Genomic DNA, 15,856 nt, shown 5'->3' with positions numbered 1-15,856 from the left:
AATAAATTGGGTTAGTTATTTGTAAAGTCCCTCCTGCTCTACTTTGGAGGGACATTTACATCTAAATATAAACTTCTAACAATAAAAAAAATGAAATTAAAATTCAACATACTTTACGCATTCTTGTTTTCGCTTGCGATGCTTTCCTGCAGTAATTCTGATGATTCTCGAACAAATTCGCCTTATCAGCAATACGGAACTCCTTTTGCAAACATGCCAAAAAAAGAGGATGCTATTATTTATCAAGTTAATCTTCGCTCATTCAGCCAAGAAGGAACAATCAACGGAGTTCGCGCTCGTCTGTCTGATATCAAGGCTTTAGGTGCAAATGTTGTTTACTTAATGCCAATTTATCCTGTTGGGGTTTTAAATTCAGCAGGTGGTTTGGGTTCGCCATATTCTGTAAAAGATTGCAAAGCAGTAAGCCCAGAATTTGGAACTTTAGAAGATCTTAAAGCTTTGGTTAACGAAGCGCACGCTATGGATATGGCTGTGGTTTTAGATTGGGTTGCCAATCACACTTCTTGGGATAATGCTTGGATTACTGAGCATCCAGAATGGTACCAGCAAGATGCTGACGGAAATATCATCATGCCTCCAAACACCAATTATGCTGACGTTGCACAATTAAATTTCAACAATAAAGAAATGCGTGCTGCAATGATCGACGCAATGTCTTACTGGGTTTATAATGCAAATATTGACGGTTTTAGATGTGATTATGCTGACATGGTGCCACAGAATTTTTGGACAGAAGCAATCACAAAATTACGTTCTATCAAAAACCAACAGTTATTGATGTTGGCTGAAGGTTCGAAACCAACGCACTTTCAATCTGGCTTTGATTACACTTTCGGATTTAATTTCTTTGGAGCTATGAAAAATCTTTTCGAAGAAAATCTTTCAGCGACAACTCTGCAAACTTCAAATGCGACTGAATATGCTACAAATTATGTAGAATCACAGCGCGTGGTTCGTTACACGACAAATCATGACGTGAACTGGACTGACGGAACTCCAACAGAATTATTTGGAGGAAAAGATGGCGCAATGGCTGCGTTTGTTGTGGCTTCTTACATGAAATCGGTTCCGATGATTTATAACGGACAAGAAATTGCTTATGCGCAACGACTCGAATATTTCAACAGAACTCCAATTGATTGGACAACAGCTGACAATTCAATTTTGGAGCAATACAAAAAAGTAATCGCTTTCAGAAAAACAAGCAACGCCGTAAAATCAGGAAGCTTCACAGGTTACAGCAGTGATGCAATTTCAGCGTTTACGATGGTAAAAGGAACTGAAAAAGTTTTGGTTTTGGTGAATTTGACCAATGCTTCAACAAATTACATCGTTCCTTCTGCTCTTTCTGCAACCACTTGGACGAATGCTTTGACAGCACAACCTTCGCCATTGGCAAACCAAATAACGCTTGCACCATACCAATATTTAATTTTAAAGAATTAATTTTGGCAATACCAATAATTAAAATAACACAATGAATTTTACAACAAAAAAATTAGCTCTTTTGCTTGTCTTTTTCGTAGCACCATTTTTGGTGAACGGACAAACCATAACTTCGCCAAATAAAAACCTTTCGTTAAAGTTTGAGCTTAAAAATGGAGTACCTTCCTATGAATTGACTTACAAAGGAAAACCAGTAATCAAGCCAAGTAAACTAGGAATTGAAATCAAAGACGCGCCTTCTTTCATGGAGGGATTTACCGTAAAAAACACAGCGCAATCGACTGTTGATACCAATTGGGATCCGGTTATGGGCGAAGAAAAAACCATCCGAAATAATTATACTGAATTGCTTGTTACGCTTTCGCAAGAGAAAAATAACAACAGATATATCAATCTAAGATTCAAATTATTCAACGACGGATTGGGTTTTAGATATGAATTTCCGAAGCAAAAAGATTTGAGTTATTTCATAATCAAAGAAGAACACACGGAATTCAAATTAGCGGGTGACCACAAAATTTTCTGGATTCCGGGAGATTATGACACCAATGAATATGCTTATACGACTTCAAAAATCTCTGAAATTCCGGGATTGCAGAAGAAAGCTACGATTGAAATCAACGCGCAACAGCCAATTAAAAATCCTTCGGTTCAAACGCCTTCAATGATGAAATCTTCTGACGGATTGTACATCAACATTCACGAAGCGGCGTTGATCAATTATCCAGCAATGTTCTTGAACGTGGACACGGCAACGATGACAATGAGTTCGCATTTGACACCAGACGCTGTTGGAAACAAAGGTTATATGCAAACTGACACGCAATCGCCTTGGAGAACAATTGTTGTCAGCGATAAAGCAACAGAAATTTTAGCTTCAAAATTGATTTTGAACTTAAACGAACCAACAAAATACAAAGATGTGTCTTGGATAAAACCAGTAAAATACATCGGAGTTTGGTGGGAATATTTCGTTGCCGGAAAAAGCACTTGGGCTTATGGAACTGAAAATAACGTGAAATTAACTGACGATTTCAGCAAATTAAAACCAAACGGAAAACACGGAGCTACCAACGAAAGAGTAATGCGCTACATTGATTTTGCTGCTGCAAATGGTTTCGACGGAGTTTTGGTCGAAGGTTGGAACATCGGTTGGGAAGACTGGATCGGAAACTGGAAAGAAGAAGTTTTTGATTTTGTAACGCCTTATCCAGATTTTGATGTCGTAAAATTGAGAGAATATGCAAAATCAAAAGGCGTGAAAATCATCATGCACCACGAAACTTCGGCTTCTGCAACAAACTATGAAAGAAGGTTGGACAGAGCGTTTCAGTTCATGAAAGACAACAATTATAACGCTGTAAAAACAGGTTATGTTGGTACAATTATTCCGCGTGGCGAGCACCACGACGGGCAATGGATGGTAAATCACTACACTCACGTTGCGGAAAGAGCGGCAGATTATCAAATTATGGTGAACAGCCACGAAGCGGTTCGTTCAACAGGTTTGAATAGAACTTATCCAAACTGGATTGCGCAAGAATCAGCTCGTGGAACTGAATTTGAAGCAATGGGCGGATTGGCTCCAGAACACACCACAATTTTGCCTTTCACAAGATTAATGGGCGGTCCGATGGATTATACCCCGGGGATTTTCCAAACTGATTTGACCTATTATAAAACTGGCGGTAACCAACGCGTAAACACGACTTTAGCAAAACAATTGGCGTATTATGTGACAATGTACAGTCCGTTGCAAATGGCGGCTGACTTGCCTGAAAATTATGAGCGTTTCCCAGATGCTTTCCAATTCATTAAAGATGTGGCCGTTGACTGGGATAATTCTTATATTTTAGAAGCTGAACCAGGAGATTACATTACGATTGCTCGTAAAGCGAAAGGTAAAAATGAATGGTTCGTTGGCGGAATTACAGATGAAAATTCAAGAACGTCAAGCATAAATTTTGAATATCTTCCAAAAGGTAAAAAATACATTGCAACAATTTATGCAGATGCAAAAGATGCCAACTGGAATGAAAAACCACAAAATTATGTGATTTCAAAAGTAGCAGTTACATCAAAAAGTAAGCTGAAACAATACATCGCACCGGGCGGAGGTTATGCAATCAGCATAAAAGAAGCAACTGACGCTGCATTAAAAGAAGTGAAAAAATTGTAGTTTTTAAAAAAGAGAGATATTTTTATCTCTCTTTTTTTTTAATAAAACTCTCCATCAACATAAAACCAGAGTCCGTTGTCATTTTTGAACCCGGATTTTTCATGATGAACTTGCGCTTTCAAGTCAGAGTCAATATAATACGCTTTAAATTCGACCGTGTTCTCTGATGAATTTAAAATCTCTAACTTTATCCATTGGTTCGATTTCGACCAAATTAAAATATCTTCTTTTGAGTGATATTTCCTTTTTGAAACGTGTGTTGTGTTAACCAAATAATCAACAGCATGCGTTGCGTAAGCGCTGTATCTTGAACGCATCAATTTTTCTGCTGTTGGTGCTTTTTCAATTTCTTTGATGAAAATTTCGCAACATTCTGCAAATGGTTTTACGTTGCCACAGTAACAATTTTTGCTCATTATTCTGCGTTAATTTTTTGGTATAACTGATTTAATAGAACTTGGTATCGGCTGATTTCCAGCAATTCATCGTCTTCTTCGGCGTGGTCTAAAAGTTCGTCTAATGTTTCACTCACAACAGTCAATTTATTGTTGGCGTCGCGCATATTTTTCTCGGCAATCAGCTCAATAATTTCCTGAACATTTTTCTTTAATTCTTCGTAAGGTCTTGTATCCATTGCTATTTTTTATTTTCATCCAGATTGTTGAACTTTCTGGATATTTCTTTTAATTTATCTTTTCGAAGCTGTTCTGCATCTTTTTCACGGGCTTTCTTTTGATCGACTTTTTTCTTGTGATTCAGCCGATTTGTCTCATTTCTCCTTCCCATTTAAAATCAATTTTTACAAAGGTACTAAAATTATGAGTATTGAAATTTGGCTATAAAAAACAAAAACGGTTCAGAAATCACTGAAAAAGCTCAAGAAACCTTCGAAACTTTAGAGAAAAATAATTTGGGTAAAAACGGACAACATTTAAATCATAAAAAAAAGCTCTACGAAAAGATCAAAATAATATAAAAAAATTAATTAGTTATATAAGGCATAGTTATTGATTTATTGAGAATTTAGCAATTATTTATAAAATTTAAACTCCAGATAAAGTAATGATTATGAAAGCACAATTAAAAAAAGTAAAAGCACACAATTATATCGATTACGTATTAGCGGTTTTGCTGATGGTTTCACCGTGGATTTTTGAAATGGGATCAGAAAATATGGCCGGTAGAATTACGTTTACCGTTGGGTTGAGCATCCTTTTGGTCAACTTTATCACATATCACAAATTAGGTCTTGCAAGAATCTTGCATGTAAAAACACATTTAAAAGTAGATTTTTTCCTCGGATTGTTTTTATTAGTTTCTCCGTTTTTATACGGCTTTTATGAAACTATTTTTCTTCCTCAACTCATTTTGGGATTATTGGTGATTACAAACACACTTTTTATAAAACTTACATCGAAAAAGCTAAAAAGAGCAAATTTGATTTAAGATTTCAAATTCATATCGTAAATTTACGAACACAATTTAGGGGATAATTTTTGTCCCCTAATTTTTTGCAAAAGATTTGCCTATGAATAATCCATTTTCTTTACGAACGGTCAACGTGATGCGTTATATCACGCCATTGCGCGAAGGCGGTTCGCTCCCAGCCCTTGCAGATGCTGACGATGATTTTAAATATGTCTTAAAATTTAAAGGCGCTGGTCACGGGATAAAAGCGTTAATTGCAGAATTAATCGGCGGAGAAATTGCGCGTCTTTTAGAACTTCCGGTTCCAGAATTGGTTTTTGCAAATCTTGACGAAGCCTTTGGTAGAACTGAAGCCGACGAAGAAATTCAAGACCTTTTGCAAGGAAGCCAAGGATTAAATTTGGCACTTCATTATCTTTCTGGCGCAATCACTTTTGATCCCGTTGTCACGGATGTGGATGCTGATTTAGCTTCGAAAATTGTTTGGCTAGATTCTTACATTACCAATGTTGACCGCACTTTCAAGAATACAAATATGCTGATTTGGCACAAAGAACTTTGGCTGATCGATCACGGTGCTTGCCTGTATTTTCACCATTCATTCACCAATTGGGAAAATCACGCGAAGAGTCCTTTTGCATTAATTAAAGACCACGTTTTATTGGCAAAAGCAACTAAATTAGACGAAGTTGACACCTTATTCAAATCAATTTTAACTGAAGAAAATATCCGATTAATTGTAGATCTAATTCCGCAAGATTGGCTTGATTGGGAAGATGCCGACGAAACTCCAGATGAAATTCGTGCCATTTATGCACAGTTTTTAATCACACGTTTATCAAATTCAGAAATTTTTATAAAAGAAGCGCAAAATGCAAGAAAAACACTTATATGAATATGCCGTAATTCGGGTGGTTCCAAAGGTGGAACGCGAAGAATTCGTGAACGCAGGCATCATTCTGTTCTGCAAAAAAGAGCGTTTTATAAAAGTCATTTATAAAATAAACGAAGAAAAGTTACGTCTTTTTTCAGACGATTTAGATTTTGAACAGCTCGAAAAAAACCTGCTCGCTTTTGAAAAAATAAGCCAAGGAAAAAAAGATGGCGGACCAATTGCTGAGTTTGATGTTCCGTCAAGATTTCGCTGGTTAACAGCGGTTCGAAGTTCTGTAATTCAAACTTCAAGACCACATCCTGGCTTGTGTTCCAACTTAGACGATGTAACTGTAAGACTTTTCAACGAATTAGTATTATAGATAAAACACTCATTGACAATCGATTAAAAAACAATCCCCTTGAAATTTTAATTTTTATTTAAGAATTGTCGAAGTGACGATTGAATTTAGAATTTAATTTCTAATTTAGTCACTAAATTGTAGCATACACCACAAACCCCCGATGAAAAAAGAAAGCAAATCACCACGCTTTTCGGGTTGGATTTTTTCCAACCCAAAGTTGACAGGCTTCCTACTTTTTATAGTTTTACTTTCTACAATTTCATACATTGTTTCACGGCGTTACCATATAATCCAGGACAATGAGCAACGTGAAATGTCAAATATCCTGCAAGTTGTTCAACAGAATATCAATCAAAATTTAAAAAACTGCTATACAACAACGCTCACACTTTCGTTAACGTTAAATGACGAAGGAAAGCCCGAGAATTTTGATTTTGTAGGACAAAAATTAGTCGAGTCAAATCCGTTTATTGACGCTGTGCAATTGGTTCCAAATGGCGTGATTAAGTACATTTATCCTTTGAAAGGAAACGAAAGCGCGTTGAATTTTGATGTTATAAATTCTAAAATTCATAGGGAAGAAGCGCTTTTGGCAATCAAAAAAGACAAGATATATTTTGCGGGACCTGTTGAATTGCAACAAGGCGGTTTGGGAATTATCGGGCGCTTGCCCATTTATAAAAACGAAAAATTCTGGGGTTTTTCAGCCGTTTTAATTCGCTTGGAAACCTTGCTCAAAGCTTCTGGAATTAACTCTATTGACGATTCAAAATATTATTTCCAGTTTTCTAAAATCAATACAGAAACAGGAAAAGAAAACTTTTTTCTCCCAAATCAGGAAAATTTCAATGGCAAAAATTTCCAAGTTTTGTCAATTCCAGAAGGCGACTGGAAAATTTATCTCATCAATAAAAGCAAGTACGGAATTATAATTGACGTCCTTCCTTCTTCTGTTTTGGGATTTTTATTCTCTGCTTTTTTATCTCTTTTTATATTTTTACTACTAAAAAAACCTGCCGAATTGCAACGACTTGTTCATGATCAAGCTACGAATTTGTTGAACAATGAACTGAAATTCAAAACAATTTTTCAACAAGCTGCGGTGGGAATCGTTCACGTGGATACGTTGACTGGAAAACTAATAGAGATTAATAAGAAATTCAGCGAAATGCTTGGTTATAGTTTCGAAGAATTACTTACAAAATCGGTTAAAGACGTAACGCATCCTGATGATTTGAAAGAAAATTATGCAAAACTTGATGATTTAAAAAATCAAAAAATCAGAAGTTTTTCAATGCAAAAACGATACATTCATAAAAATGGAAGTATCATTTGGGTTAATATGACGACTTCTCCTTTGTGGAAGAAAAACGAGAAACCAAGCACGCATATTTCTATAATTGAAGATGTTACGCGACAAAAAATATCAGAAGAAGCAATTATAAAAAGTGAAATCCGTTTTAAAAGTTTGTTTGAAGATTCACCGATTGCTTTGTGGGAAGAAGATTTTTCAGAGCTTAAAAAATTTTTAGACCAAAATAATTTTAGGAACAAATCAAAAGAAGAAATTTTAGAATATTTAGATTCAAATCCAGAGTTTGTAAGACATTGCATTTCGCTTGTAAAAATCATCAACATTAATAATGAATGCTTGACGCTTCATCATCCAAAAACTAAAAGCGATCTGATGTCGCAACTTGGAAATGTGCTGAATAATGACGCAATGGATTCTTTTAAAGCGCAAATTTTGGCAATTTCTAAAGGAGAAAATCGCCTAATCATTGATTCAAAAGTAAAAAAATCAGACGGAGAATACAGGGATATTTCCCTTCGATGGAATGTGATGTCTGGCCACGAAGAAACCCTTGACCGCGTGATCATATCTACCGAAGATATTACTGCCAGAAAGGCTTCCGAAGAAATTATTATACAATCTCAAAAGAAATTAGAATCGTTGATTGACACTATCGACGGAATAGTTTGGGAATGCGATTTCGACACTTTTATTTTTACTTATGTTAATAATAAAGCTGAAGAAATTACTGGCTACTCGAAAGAAGAATGGATGAGCGACGGTGATTTTTGGGGACAAACAGTTCACCCTGAAGATCGCGAATGGGTTTTAAATTTCTGCTCGATTCAGTCAAAAACTAACCCCAGATATGATTTTGAGTACCGAATGTTAGCCAAAAACGGCTCCATAATTTGGATTCGCGATATCGTAAATGTCATTAAAGAAAACGGAAAACCGGTTTCTTTAAAAGGAATTATGATTGATATTACCAAAAGCAAAGAAGCCGAAAAAGACCTCAATAACTCCTTCAATTTGGTAACGGAACAGAACAAACGCCTACTGAATTTCAGTTATATCGTTTCGCATAATCTCCGCTCCCACACCAGTAATATTCAGTCGATAACATCTCTGATCGAATGTTCTGAAAGTGACGAAGAACGTTTTGAATTGGTAAATATGCTTCAAAATGTTTCGACAACTTTAAACGAAACGATGCTCAATTTGAACGAAGTAGTTAATATTCAGACCAATATAAATCTGATTATTGAACGTTTAAATTTAGCTAAAAATATAAATAAGACCTTAAATATCCTTTCTGAGCAGATTCAATTCAAGAAAGCGATCATACAAAATAATGTTGCCCCAGAAGTTTTTGTAAATTACAATCCAGCCTACCTCGAAAGTATTTTGCTCAATTTTATTTCCAATGCGCTTCGTTACAGCCACTCGATGAGAACGCCTACAATCTCACTGAAAAGCTATATCGAAAATGGAAAAACCGTTCTCGAAATCGCTGATAACGGAATTGGAATTGACTTAAAAAAATATGGAGATAAGCTCTTTGGAATGTACAAAACTTTCCACGAGAATCCAGATTCAAAGGGAATTGGGCTATTTATAACCAAGAACCAAATTGATGCGATGGATGGAAACGTGACCGTTGAAAGCGAGCCAAACATTGGAACCACTTTCAAAATCTACTTTAAATGAACAATGCCCTGATTTGTATTATCGATGACGACCCAATTTATCAGATAATTACAAAAAAAATTATTAAAAAGACAGACACAAAAAAGGAGATTATCTCTTTTTCAAACGGCGCCGAAGCAATTGAAGCGTTTGTTTCAAACGTTCACAAACCTGATGCGTTGCCCAATATAATCCTTTTAGATATCGATATGCCAGTTATGGACGGCTGGGATTTTATGGCTTCCTTTGACAGAATTAAGCCGATGATTTCTAAGAAAATCGTGATTTATATTGTCAGTTCTTCGATTGCAGATTCTGATAAAGAAAAAGCAAAAACCTTTGCAGGAATTTCAGGTTATTTCAGCAAACCGTTGACTTTAGAAAACTTCTTAAAAATAGAAAAAGCGAATGATTGACATTCGCTTTTTCATTTAAGTAATTTAGCTTAAATTACTGTATCACAATCTTTTTCACGGAAGTTCTTCCTTCTGAAGTAATTCTTCCGATGTAAACCCCTGATGTCAAATTCAAAGGAATTGATGTGGTTCCGTTAAAATTATTCGTCATCACTTTTTGTCCAGAAACGTTGTAAATTTCGATTGTTGCATCAGCATTTATTCCGGCAATTGTAATCATGTTTTTCGCAGGATTTGGATACAAAGCCAACTTCAGCTCGTCAAAATTATCAGTAGAAAGATTATAAACTTGTCCGGCATTTGCTCCCCAAATATAACTCGCCAATTCTGGATGGTCAATAAAAGGATTTCTGTTTTTCTGCCAAGTCTGGATATAATTGTTTCGGTTCATTTCAAAATCATCCGCCGGATCCATCGTGTTCCATTGAAGCAAGGTTGTTAAATCGCCCAATTGCCCAACGGTTGCGTCAGCAGGATTTCCTTCCACAACCTGCAATCCGTTGTAACGAACGGCCATATAAAAAACTGCACGCGCCACATCGCCCTTCCAACTTCCAAGATTTCCGGCAAAACCGTTGTAGTCAGAAAGCCCATAATCTTTGTTATTTCTTGAACTATTTTCAGGTCCGTCTTCTGCTCTCAAATGATGCGCATCGGCGTGACCGTGCGCCAAACTGTCTGCGCTTGACGAAACCCAAATATCAAAACCATCTGCGGTGCTTGAAGTTCCACCAGCATAACCGCCTCTTGATTGCGGATAAATATGTTCGCGATTCCATCTTCCGGTACTGCTACTTTCGTCTCCTTGATACAAATATTTGGCACGAGGCACTTCTTTGTACATCAACCAAACTTGATTGCTATTCAACGGACTTTGGTCTGCTTTTTTCAAAATCTCCACAATATCTCCATAATTGTGAGCTCTCACAACAGCAGGATTTGCAATAATATCTTGAACCGCTTGCTTTAATTGAGTACCAGATTTTCCGTTTAAAGAATCATAATATCCGGCAGGAATTGTATTCGCAACATTCCCGTACGTAGGATTTAAAGGCGTTCCCCAAGGTGAAGTCGTGAAATCATTATCCACAACTTGAATTTCGACATTATCATTCATTCGGATAAAACCGAAAGGAAGTGTCCCAAATTTAATCTTAAGCAATTCATCGCCTTCGTCAAAAGTGTCATCAACAAGCTGAATCGTGGACGTAAAAGTTGTCGAACCAGCCGGAATTGTAACTATTGTGTTTCCGGTAAAATCTGCGGTATCAAACGTTTCATTATTCAAAGAAAATGTAAAAGTAAGCGGGCTTGAAACTGCAGTTTGTGTGGTAAAAGTTATAGGAAAACTATCGCCTTCATTATAAAGATTTGCTGGAACGCTTATCGTAACTCCGTTAAAAGTGATACCGCTTCCGTCGTTATTTGCGCCCGGAGTTGGTGCTTTTGCTTCATAAGTTCCGTCAGGTTTTCTTTGGATAGAATTTGCTTGAGAAAGCGTCGTCGTAGTTCCTTCTTTCGCATACGGCGGATTTCCAAGCAACACCAATAACGCGGCCATTTCATCGCCAGTATGCGTTCCGTGACCAAGAGCCGTTATCAAATTTGTAGTCGTAGCAAGCGTTCCCAAAGGAAAATCAGCGTAAGCACCTTGGTAAACAGCCACAGCATCAGGCCCATTTTGAATAGAAGCGTTTCCAAATACTTTTGCAGGAACCGGTGCAACCAACTCGTTTCCGATAAGCGCCAAACCATTTGCATCGGTAACAACTCCGTTTAAACTAATCGCAAAATAACTCTTGTTTCCGGTGCTTGCAGAAGAAGTATTTCCGTTGAAAAAAACTAAAACATATCCGTCAAGCGGAAAATTTGGAGTTGCGGTTTTCAGTTCCACAAATTCCTTAGTATCAGTTCCTGGAGTATCAGAATCGATTTCGTTGATAACAATTTGTCCATAAGAAATTGACGTTGCGAGAGTCAAAACAAGACCTAAAATGTATTTTTTTACCATTGGGAAAATTTTCCTCAAAAGTAACAAATAAAGCTTGATTAAAAGCACTTTAACGTTAAGAGAATGTTTCTAAATTTTAATGACAAGGCAAAAAAAATACCGACATTAAATCGGTATTTTATATTTACTCTTGATCTTTTGCAGCATATTTCCAGCGTTTGTGCGTCCATAAATAATATTCTGGCGCCTCTAAAATTTGCTGTTCTACCATTTTCAAAAACATATCTGTAATCTGATAATTCGGAACTTCCTTTGGATTATCGACCATTTCCACAAAAGTCGCTTCAAAATAACCACGTTTAATTTTTCTGCCTTTCACGAAAATAACGTTCATATTCATACGCTTTGCAATCATTTCGGCACCAGTGTGAACAGGTACTTTAACTCCAAAAAACTCTCCCCAGTGATATGCTTTTGAAAGTTTTGGAGATTGATCTGCAGCAAAGCCATAAACACCTTTTATTCCCTTTCTTTCATTGGCAACTATCACATTAATCGTTTCCTTTGTATCCACTAAATCCGCGTCAAACTTAGAACGAATGTCTCTGATCAGCTTATCAAAATACTTATTTCTAAGCTTTTTATAGATACCAATTCCCTTAAAACTAATGTGCTTATTCATCGAAACCAACCATTCATAACTTGAATAATGAGCGCATAACAAGGCAATACTTTTTCCTTGTTTTTCCATGTTTTGATAAACCTCTAAATTCGTAAATTTAAAACGCTTATAAAGTTCTTTATCCGAAATCGTTCTGGTTTTAATCATCTCAAAAAAACCATCTACAAAATGATGATAAAACTTTTTCTCAATAATTCTACGTTCCTTTTCTGAAAGATGCGGCAATGCAATCAGCAGATTTTTTCGAACAGTATCTTTTCTGTAACCAATGATTCTGTAAACCAAAACATAAGTACAATCAGAAAAAAAATACAGAATTCGAAACGGAAGCAACGAAATAAACCAAAGAATCGGGTAGAAAATAATGAAAATTAATAACTGCATTCGAGGATAGTTTTTGCAAATATAAGCATTAAGCACAATATTAATACAACGCTTATAAATCATACAAAAACTGTTTGTATTTTTACCTACAAATTACATTTTATGGATATTTCGCTCATCATTATCATTGCCATCAACTGCCTTGTCAGCTTTAAAGGATTTAACGACCTTTCGTTTTTTAGAAAATATGAATTTCACGTCGGAAGCATTCGTGCCGGCGAGCAAATCCGGATGTTTACATCGGCATTTCTGCACGTTGACATCGCACATCTCGCCTTTAACATGTTGACTTTATACCTTTTTGCGCCTTATGTAATCGGTAATTTAGGAATGCCTCCGTTCATCATCATTTACCTCGGAAGTCTTATTTTCGGAAACCTACTTACCATGCTTCTCCACAAAAACGACTATAATTATCGCGCTGTGGGTGCTTCTGGAGCGGTAATCGGAATCGTTTATGCCGGAATATTATTAGAACCAAATCTCGAAATTTATTTTATGCCAGGGTATATTTTCGGAATAATTTATCTTCTATATTCCATTTATGGAATGCGCGCCAAAGCAGATAACATCGGCCATACGGCACATTTTGGAGGCGCAATTGGCGGTTATTTAATCACCATTTCTCAAGTACCGCAACTTGTTTCGCAAAACACGCTGGCCGTAATTTTATTGGCAATTCCCATCATTATTTTATTTATAATGGCAAAATTAGGCAAGCTTTAAAATCATTTTGAACGAATGGTCAGTGAATTTTTGGAATCCATTTTCCTGCTGGATGCACTATCTTTTGTGCTGAACCCCAGCACAAAAGGATAGTCGCAACCATCAGGGTTAGTTGGGAAATTATTTTAATATCTGTAAACTTTTACAATTGGCACGCAATTTGAAAACCTATAAAAAAATAAATACAACCACTATGAAAAAAACAATTTTAGTTTTAATGACAATCGTTATGACAACATTAGCAAGCGCCCAAGAAATCAAGCAAATTCCCCAAATTAGCGTTTCTGGCGAAGGAAAAATAAAAGTAACTCCAGATTACGCAATCATTTCAATAGGTGTAGAAAACACTGGAAACGACGCCGCAGAAGTGAAAAAGAAAAACGATCAAACTGTTGACGCAGTAATCAAGTTTTTAAAAGGATTTAAAATTGCTCCGGCAGATTACCAGACAAAACAGGTGTACCTTCATAAAAATTATGATTACAATAAAAAGAAAACATCTTTTGTAGCATCACAGCAAATTTCAGTGACATTAAGAGATTTGACAAAATACGATACAATGATGATGGGACTGGTTGATACCGGAATTAACAATATACAGGGCGTGGAATTCAAATCGACAAACTTAGCGCAACACGAAGCTGAAGCTAGAAAAGCAGCCGTTGTGGACGCAAAGAAAAAAGCTTCTGATTATGCAACTGCATTAGGCCAAAAAACAGGAAAAGCAATTTTTGTTACAGATAATTCTCAAACAAATTTCCCTCAACCAAGAATGTATGCAATGGCGTCAATGAAAGAAAGCGCAGACGGAATGCCACAAGAAACTTTGGCAATTGGCGAAATCGAGATTACATCAAACGTTTCAATCAGCTTTGTTTTAGACTAAAAAATAATTTATAAACTTAAAAAGCCTCGAAATTCGAGGCTTTTTTTATTAATTTATATGAAACAAAAAAACCTGAACTAATTGCTCAGGTTTCTTTTTGTGGGGAGAGCAGGATTCGAACCTGCGAAGTTTTCACAGCAGATTTACAGTCTGCCCTCGTTGGCCGCTTGAGTATCTCCCCATAAGCGTTTCCTTCTTACGGGTGCAAATATAGTACTGTTTTTTATTTGTGCAAACGTTTTTGAAAGATAATTTTGAACTATTTTTTAACTTCTTGGAATTGAATAAAATAAAAAAATCTCCACAAGGGAGATTTTTCTAAATTTTATATTTTAAAGCTAATTAAGCTCCCAAAAGCTCTTTTACTTTTGCTTTCAATTCCTCACCTTGAAGGTTTTTTGCAACAATTTTTCCTGATGCATCAAGAAGAAAAGTAGCAGGAATCGCTGTTACATTATATTTTTTTACAATTGGATCTTGCCAACCTTGTAGATTTGAAATTTGTGTCCAAGTTAATTTATCTTGAGCAATTGCAGCTTTCCATTTTGCGTCATCCTTTGGATTATCTAATGAAATACCAATAATGTTCAATCCTTTATCATGAAATTCGTTATACAAAGCCACAACGTTTGGATTTTCTTCACGACATGGAACACACCATGAAGCCCAAAAATCAACGATCGTTACTTTTCCTTTTGCTTCTTTCAATGAAATTGTTTTTCCTTCAGGAGATTTTGCAGAAAAATCTGGAGCTATTTTACCAACTTCAACAGAATCGTGAGCGTCTAATTTTTGTTTGATAACTTTTCCGTGACGTGTGTTTTTCAACTCAGAAGTGAAGCTATTATAGATTTTTTTAATTCTAGCAAAGTCTGGATCTGGAGAATATAAAAATCCTTCAACAAGAATTACGCTCAAAAATGCCTTTGGGTGTGATTCTGCATAAGTATAATTTTGATCGCCCATTGGCTTCATAATTGCTTGATTTTCTTTAACCAAAGCATTTATAACCACAGTATCTTTTGCTGCTTGAGCATCTTGGAACTTTTTCATGTTGGCTTGTTGAAACGCCATTGCTTTTGACTGAATCTGTTTTTGAGTAACAGCAATATCTTTTTTGTATTGCGTTAATTCGTCATTATTATAAGTTCCCGTAACTTTTGAATTTCTAATTGTATCTTTATCAAGAGCAACGGCAATTGTTCCGCCTTCAAGAATCAAGTCGATATTACCTTTTCCTTCTATTAAAAGACCCGAAACTTCTGGTTCTCCAGCAACTCCTTTAAATTCAAATTTTCCGTTTTCAACTTTGATAGTATCAATTGGGTTCATTTTACCAATTGCTACAGAATCAGCTGTTTGAAGGATAATTTTTTGTCCATTTTCAAAACCAGTCGCTGTTCCTGTGATAGTATATTCATTATCTGTTTTGTTGCACGAAACCATAATTGCCATAACAGAAAGCAATAAAAGGATTTTTTTCATTTTAATTTAATTTTTTGATTTTAGTTTGCAA

15 protein-coding genes and 1 tRNA gene are annotated in these 15,856 nt (G+C 35.9%); 9 read left to right on the top strand and 7 right to left on the bottom strand.

What is annotated here, in order from left to right; genetic code table 11:
* The first annotated feature begins 90 nt into the window (after positions 1-90).
* Complete coding sequence (locus ACFPVY_RS01610; RefSeq protein ID WP_379789945.1) at positions 91-1,467, top strand: alpha-amylase family glycosyl hydrolase; 1,377 nt, start codon at positions 91-93, stop codon at positions 1,465-1,467.
* Between the two features lie 31 nt (positions 1,468-1,498).
* Positions 1,499-3,646: a glycoside hydrolase family 97 protein gene (locus ACFPVY_RS01605; protein WP_379789944.1), complete on the top strand. Its 2,148-nt coding sequence runs from the start codon at positions 1,499-1,501 to the stop codon at positions 3,644-3,646.
* A gap of 38 nt (positions 3,647-3,684) precedes the next feature.
* Here ACFPVY_RS01605 and ACFPVY_RS01600 read toward each other — a convergent pair whose 3' ends face one another.
* The 3 genes from ACFPVY_RS01600 to ACFPVY_RS01590 are packed head-to-tail and all read right to left on the bottom strand — an operon-like array spanning position 3,685 to position 4,432.
* Entirely contained in the window at positions 3,685-4,062 is a 378-nt protein-coding gene (locus ACFPVY_RS01600; RefSeq protein ID WP_379789943.1) for a YchJ family protein, read from the bottom strand.
* The gene (locus ACFPVY_RS01595; RefSeq protein WP_379789942.1) at positions 4,062-4,280 is read right to left on the bottom strand and encodes a hypothetical protein; all 219 of its coding nucleotides are present in this window, start codon (positions 4,278-4,280) and stop codon (positions 4,062-4,064) included. The genes ACFPVY_RS01600 and ACFPVY_RS01595 overlap by 1 nt, the downstream gene beginning before the upstream one ends.
* A gap of 2 nt (positions 4,281-4,282) precedes the next feature.
* On the bottom strand, positions 4,283-4,432 hold the full coding sequence (locus ACFPVY_RS01590) for a hypothetical protein (protein ID WP_379789941.1): 150 nt from the start codon (positions 4,430-4,432) through the stop codon (positions 4,283-4,285).
* A 282-nt stretch (positions 4,433-4,714) separates the two neighbouring features.
* Between ACFPVY_RS01590 and ACFPVY_RS01585 the strand changes: the two genes are divergently transcribed.
* The 5 genes from ACFPVY_RS01585 (at position 4,715) to ACFPVY_RS01565 (ending at position 9,711) form a co-directional block, all read left to right on the top strand.
* Positions 4,715-5,092 (top strand): SPW repeat domain-containing protein, encoded by a 378-nt coding sequence (locus ACFPVY_RS01585; RefSeq protein ID WP_379789940.1) that lies wholly within the window; start codon positions 4,715-4,717, stop codon positions 5,090-5,092.
* Between the two features lie 82 nt (positions 5,093-5,174).
* On the top strand, positions 5,175-5,969 hold the full coding sequence (locus tag ACFPVY_RS01580; RefSeq protein ID WP_379789939.1) for a HipA family kinase: 795 nt from the start codon (positions 5,175-5,177) through the stop codon (positions 5,967-5,969).
* Positions 5,947-6,330, top strand: coding sequence for a DUF3037 domain-containing protein (locus ACFPVY_RS01575; RefSeq protein ID WP_379789937.1), 384 nt, complete (start codon positions 5,947-5,949; stop codon positions 6,328-6,330). The genes ACFPVY_RS01580 and ACFPVY_RS01575 overlap by 23 nt, the downstream gene beginning before the upstream one ends.
* Positions 6,331-6,472: 142 nt before the next feature.
* Positions 6,473-9,316: a PAS domain S-box protein gene (locus ACFPVY_RS01570; RefSeq protein WP_379789935.1), complete on the top strand. Its 2,844-nt coding sequence runs from the start codon at positions 6,473-6,475 to the stop codon at positions 9,314-9,316.
* Positions 9,313-9,711, top strand: coding sequence for a response regulator (locus tag ACFPVY_RS01565; RefSeq protein ID WP_379789934.1), 399 nt, complete (start codon positions 9,313-9,315; stop codon positions 9,709-9,711). Before ACFPVY_RS01570 ends, ACFPVY_RS01565 begins: the two co-directional genes overlap by 4 nt.
* Positions 9,712-9,745: 34 nt before the next feature.
* Here ACFPVY_RS01565 and ACFPVY_RS01560 read toward each other — a convergent pair whose 3' ends face one another.
* On the bottom strand, positions 9,746-11,722 hold the full coding sequence (locus tag ACFPVY_RS01560; RefSeq protein WP_379789933.1) for an endonuclease: 1,977 nt from the start codon (positions 11,720-11,722) through the stop codon (positions 9,746-9,748).
* A gap of 124 nt (positions 11,723-11,846) precedes the next feature.
* Positions 11,847-12,728, bottom strand: coding sequence for a lysophospholipid acyltransferase family protein (locus ACFPVY_RS01555; RefSeq protein ID WP_379789932.1), 882 nt, complete (start codon positions 12,726-12,728; stop codon positions 11,847-11,849).
* 102 nt (positions 12,729-12,830) lie between these two features.
* Here ACFPVY_RS01555 and ACFPVY_RS01550 point away from each other — a divergent pair, with 102 nt between their 5' ends.
* Positions 12,831-13,454 carry a rhomboid family intramembrane serine protease gene (locus ACFPVY_RS01550; RefSeq protein ID WP_379789931.1) on the top strand — a complete coding sequence of 208 codons (624 nt, stop codon included), beginning with the start codon at positions 12,831-12,833 and terminating at the stop codon, positions 13,452-13,454.
* Positions 13,455-13,647: 193 nt separating this feature from the next.
* Entirely contained in the window at positions 13,648-14,340 is a 693-nt protein-coding gene (locus ACFPVY_RS01545; protein WP_379789930.1) for an SIMPL domain-containing protein, read from the top strand.
* 100 nt (positions 14,341-14,440) lie between these two features.
* On the opposite strand, the gene ACFPVY_RS01540 is transcribed toward ACFPVY_RS01545, so the two are convergent.
* Positions 14,441-14,521 (bottom strand) — tRNA-Tyr (locus tag ACFPVY_RS01540).
* Positions 14,522-14,682: 161 nt separating this feature from the next.
* Entirely contained in the window at positions 14,683-15,825 is a 1,143-nt protein-coding gene (locus ACFPVY_RS01535) for a redoxin domain-containing protein (protein WP_379789929.1), read from the bottom strand.
* Positions 15,826-15,856: the final 31 nt, after the last annotated feature.

Origin of the sequence: Flavobacterium qiangtangense (genome assembly GCF_042658345.1) — a bacterium.
Classification (GTDB): domain Bacteria; phylum Bacteroidota; class Bacteroidia; order Flavobacteriales; family Flavobacteriaceae; genus Flavobacterium; species Flavobacterium qiangtangense.
This window is presented reverse-complemented; position numbering and strand designations above follow the sequence as displayed.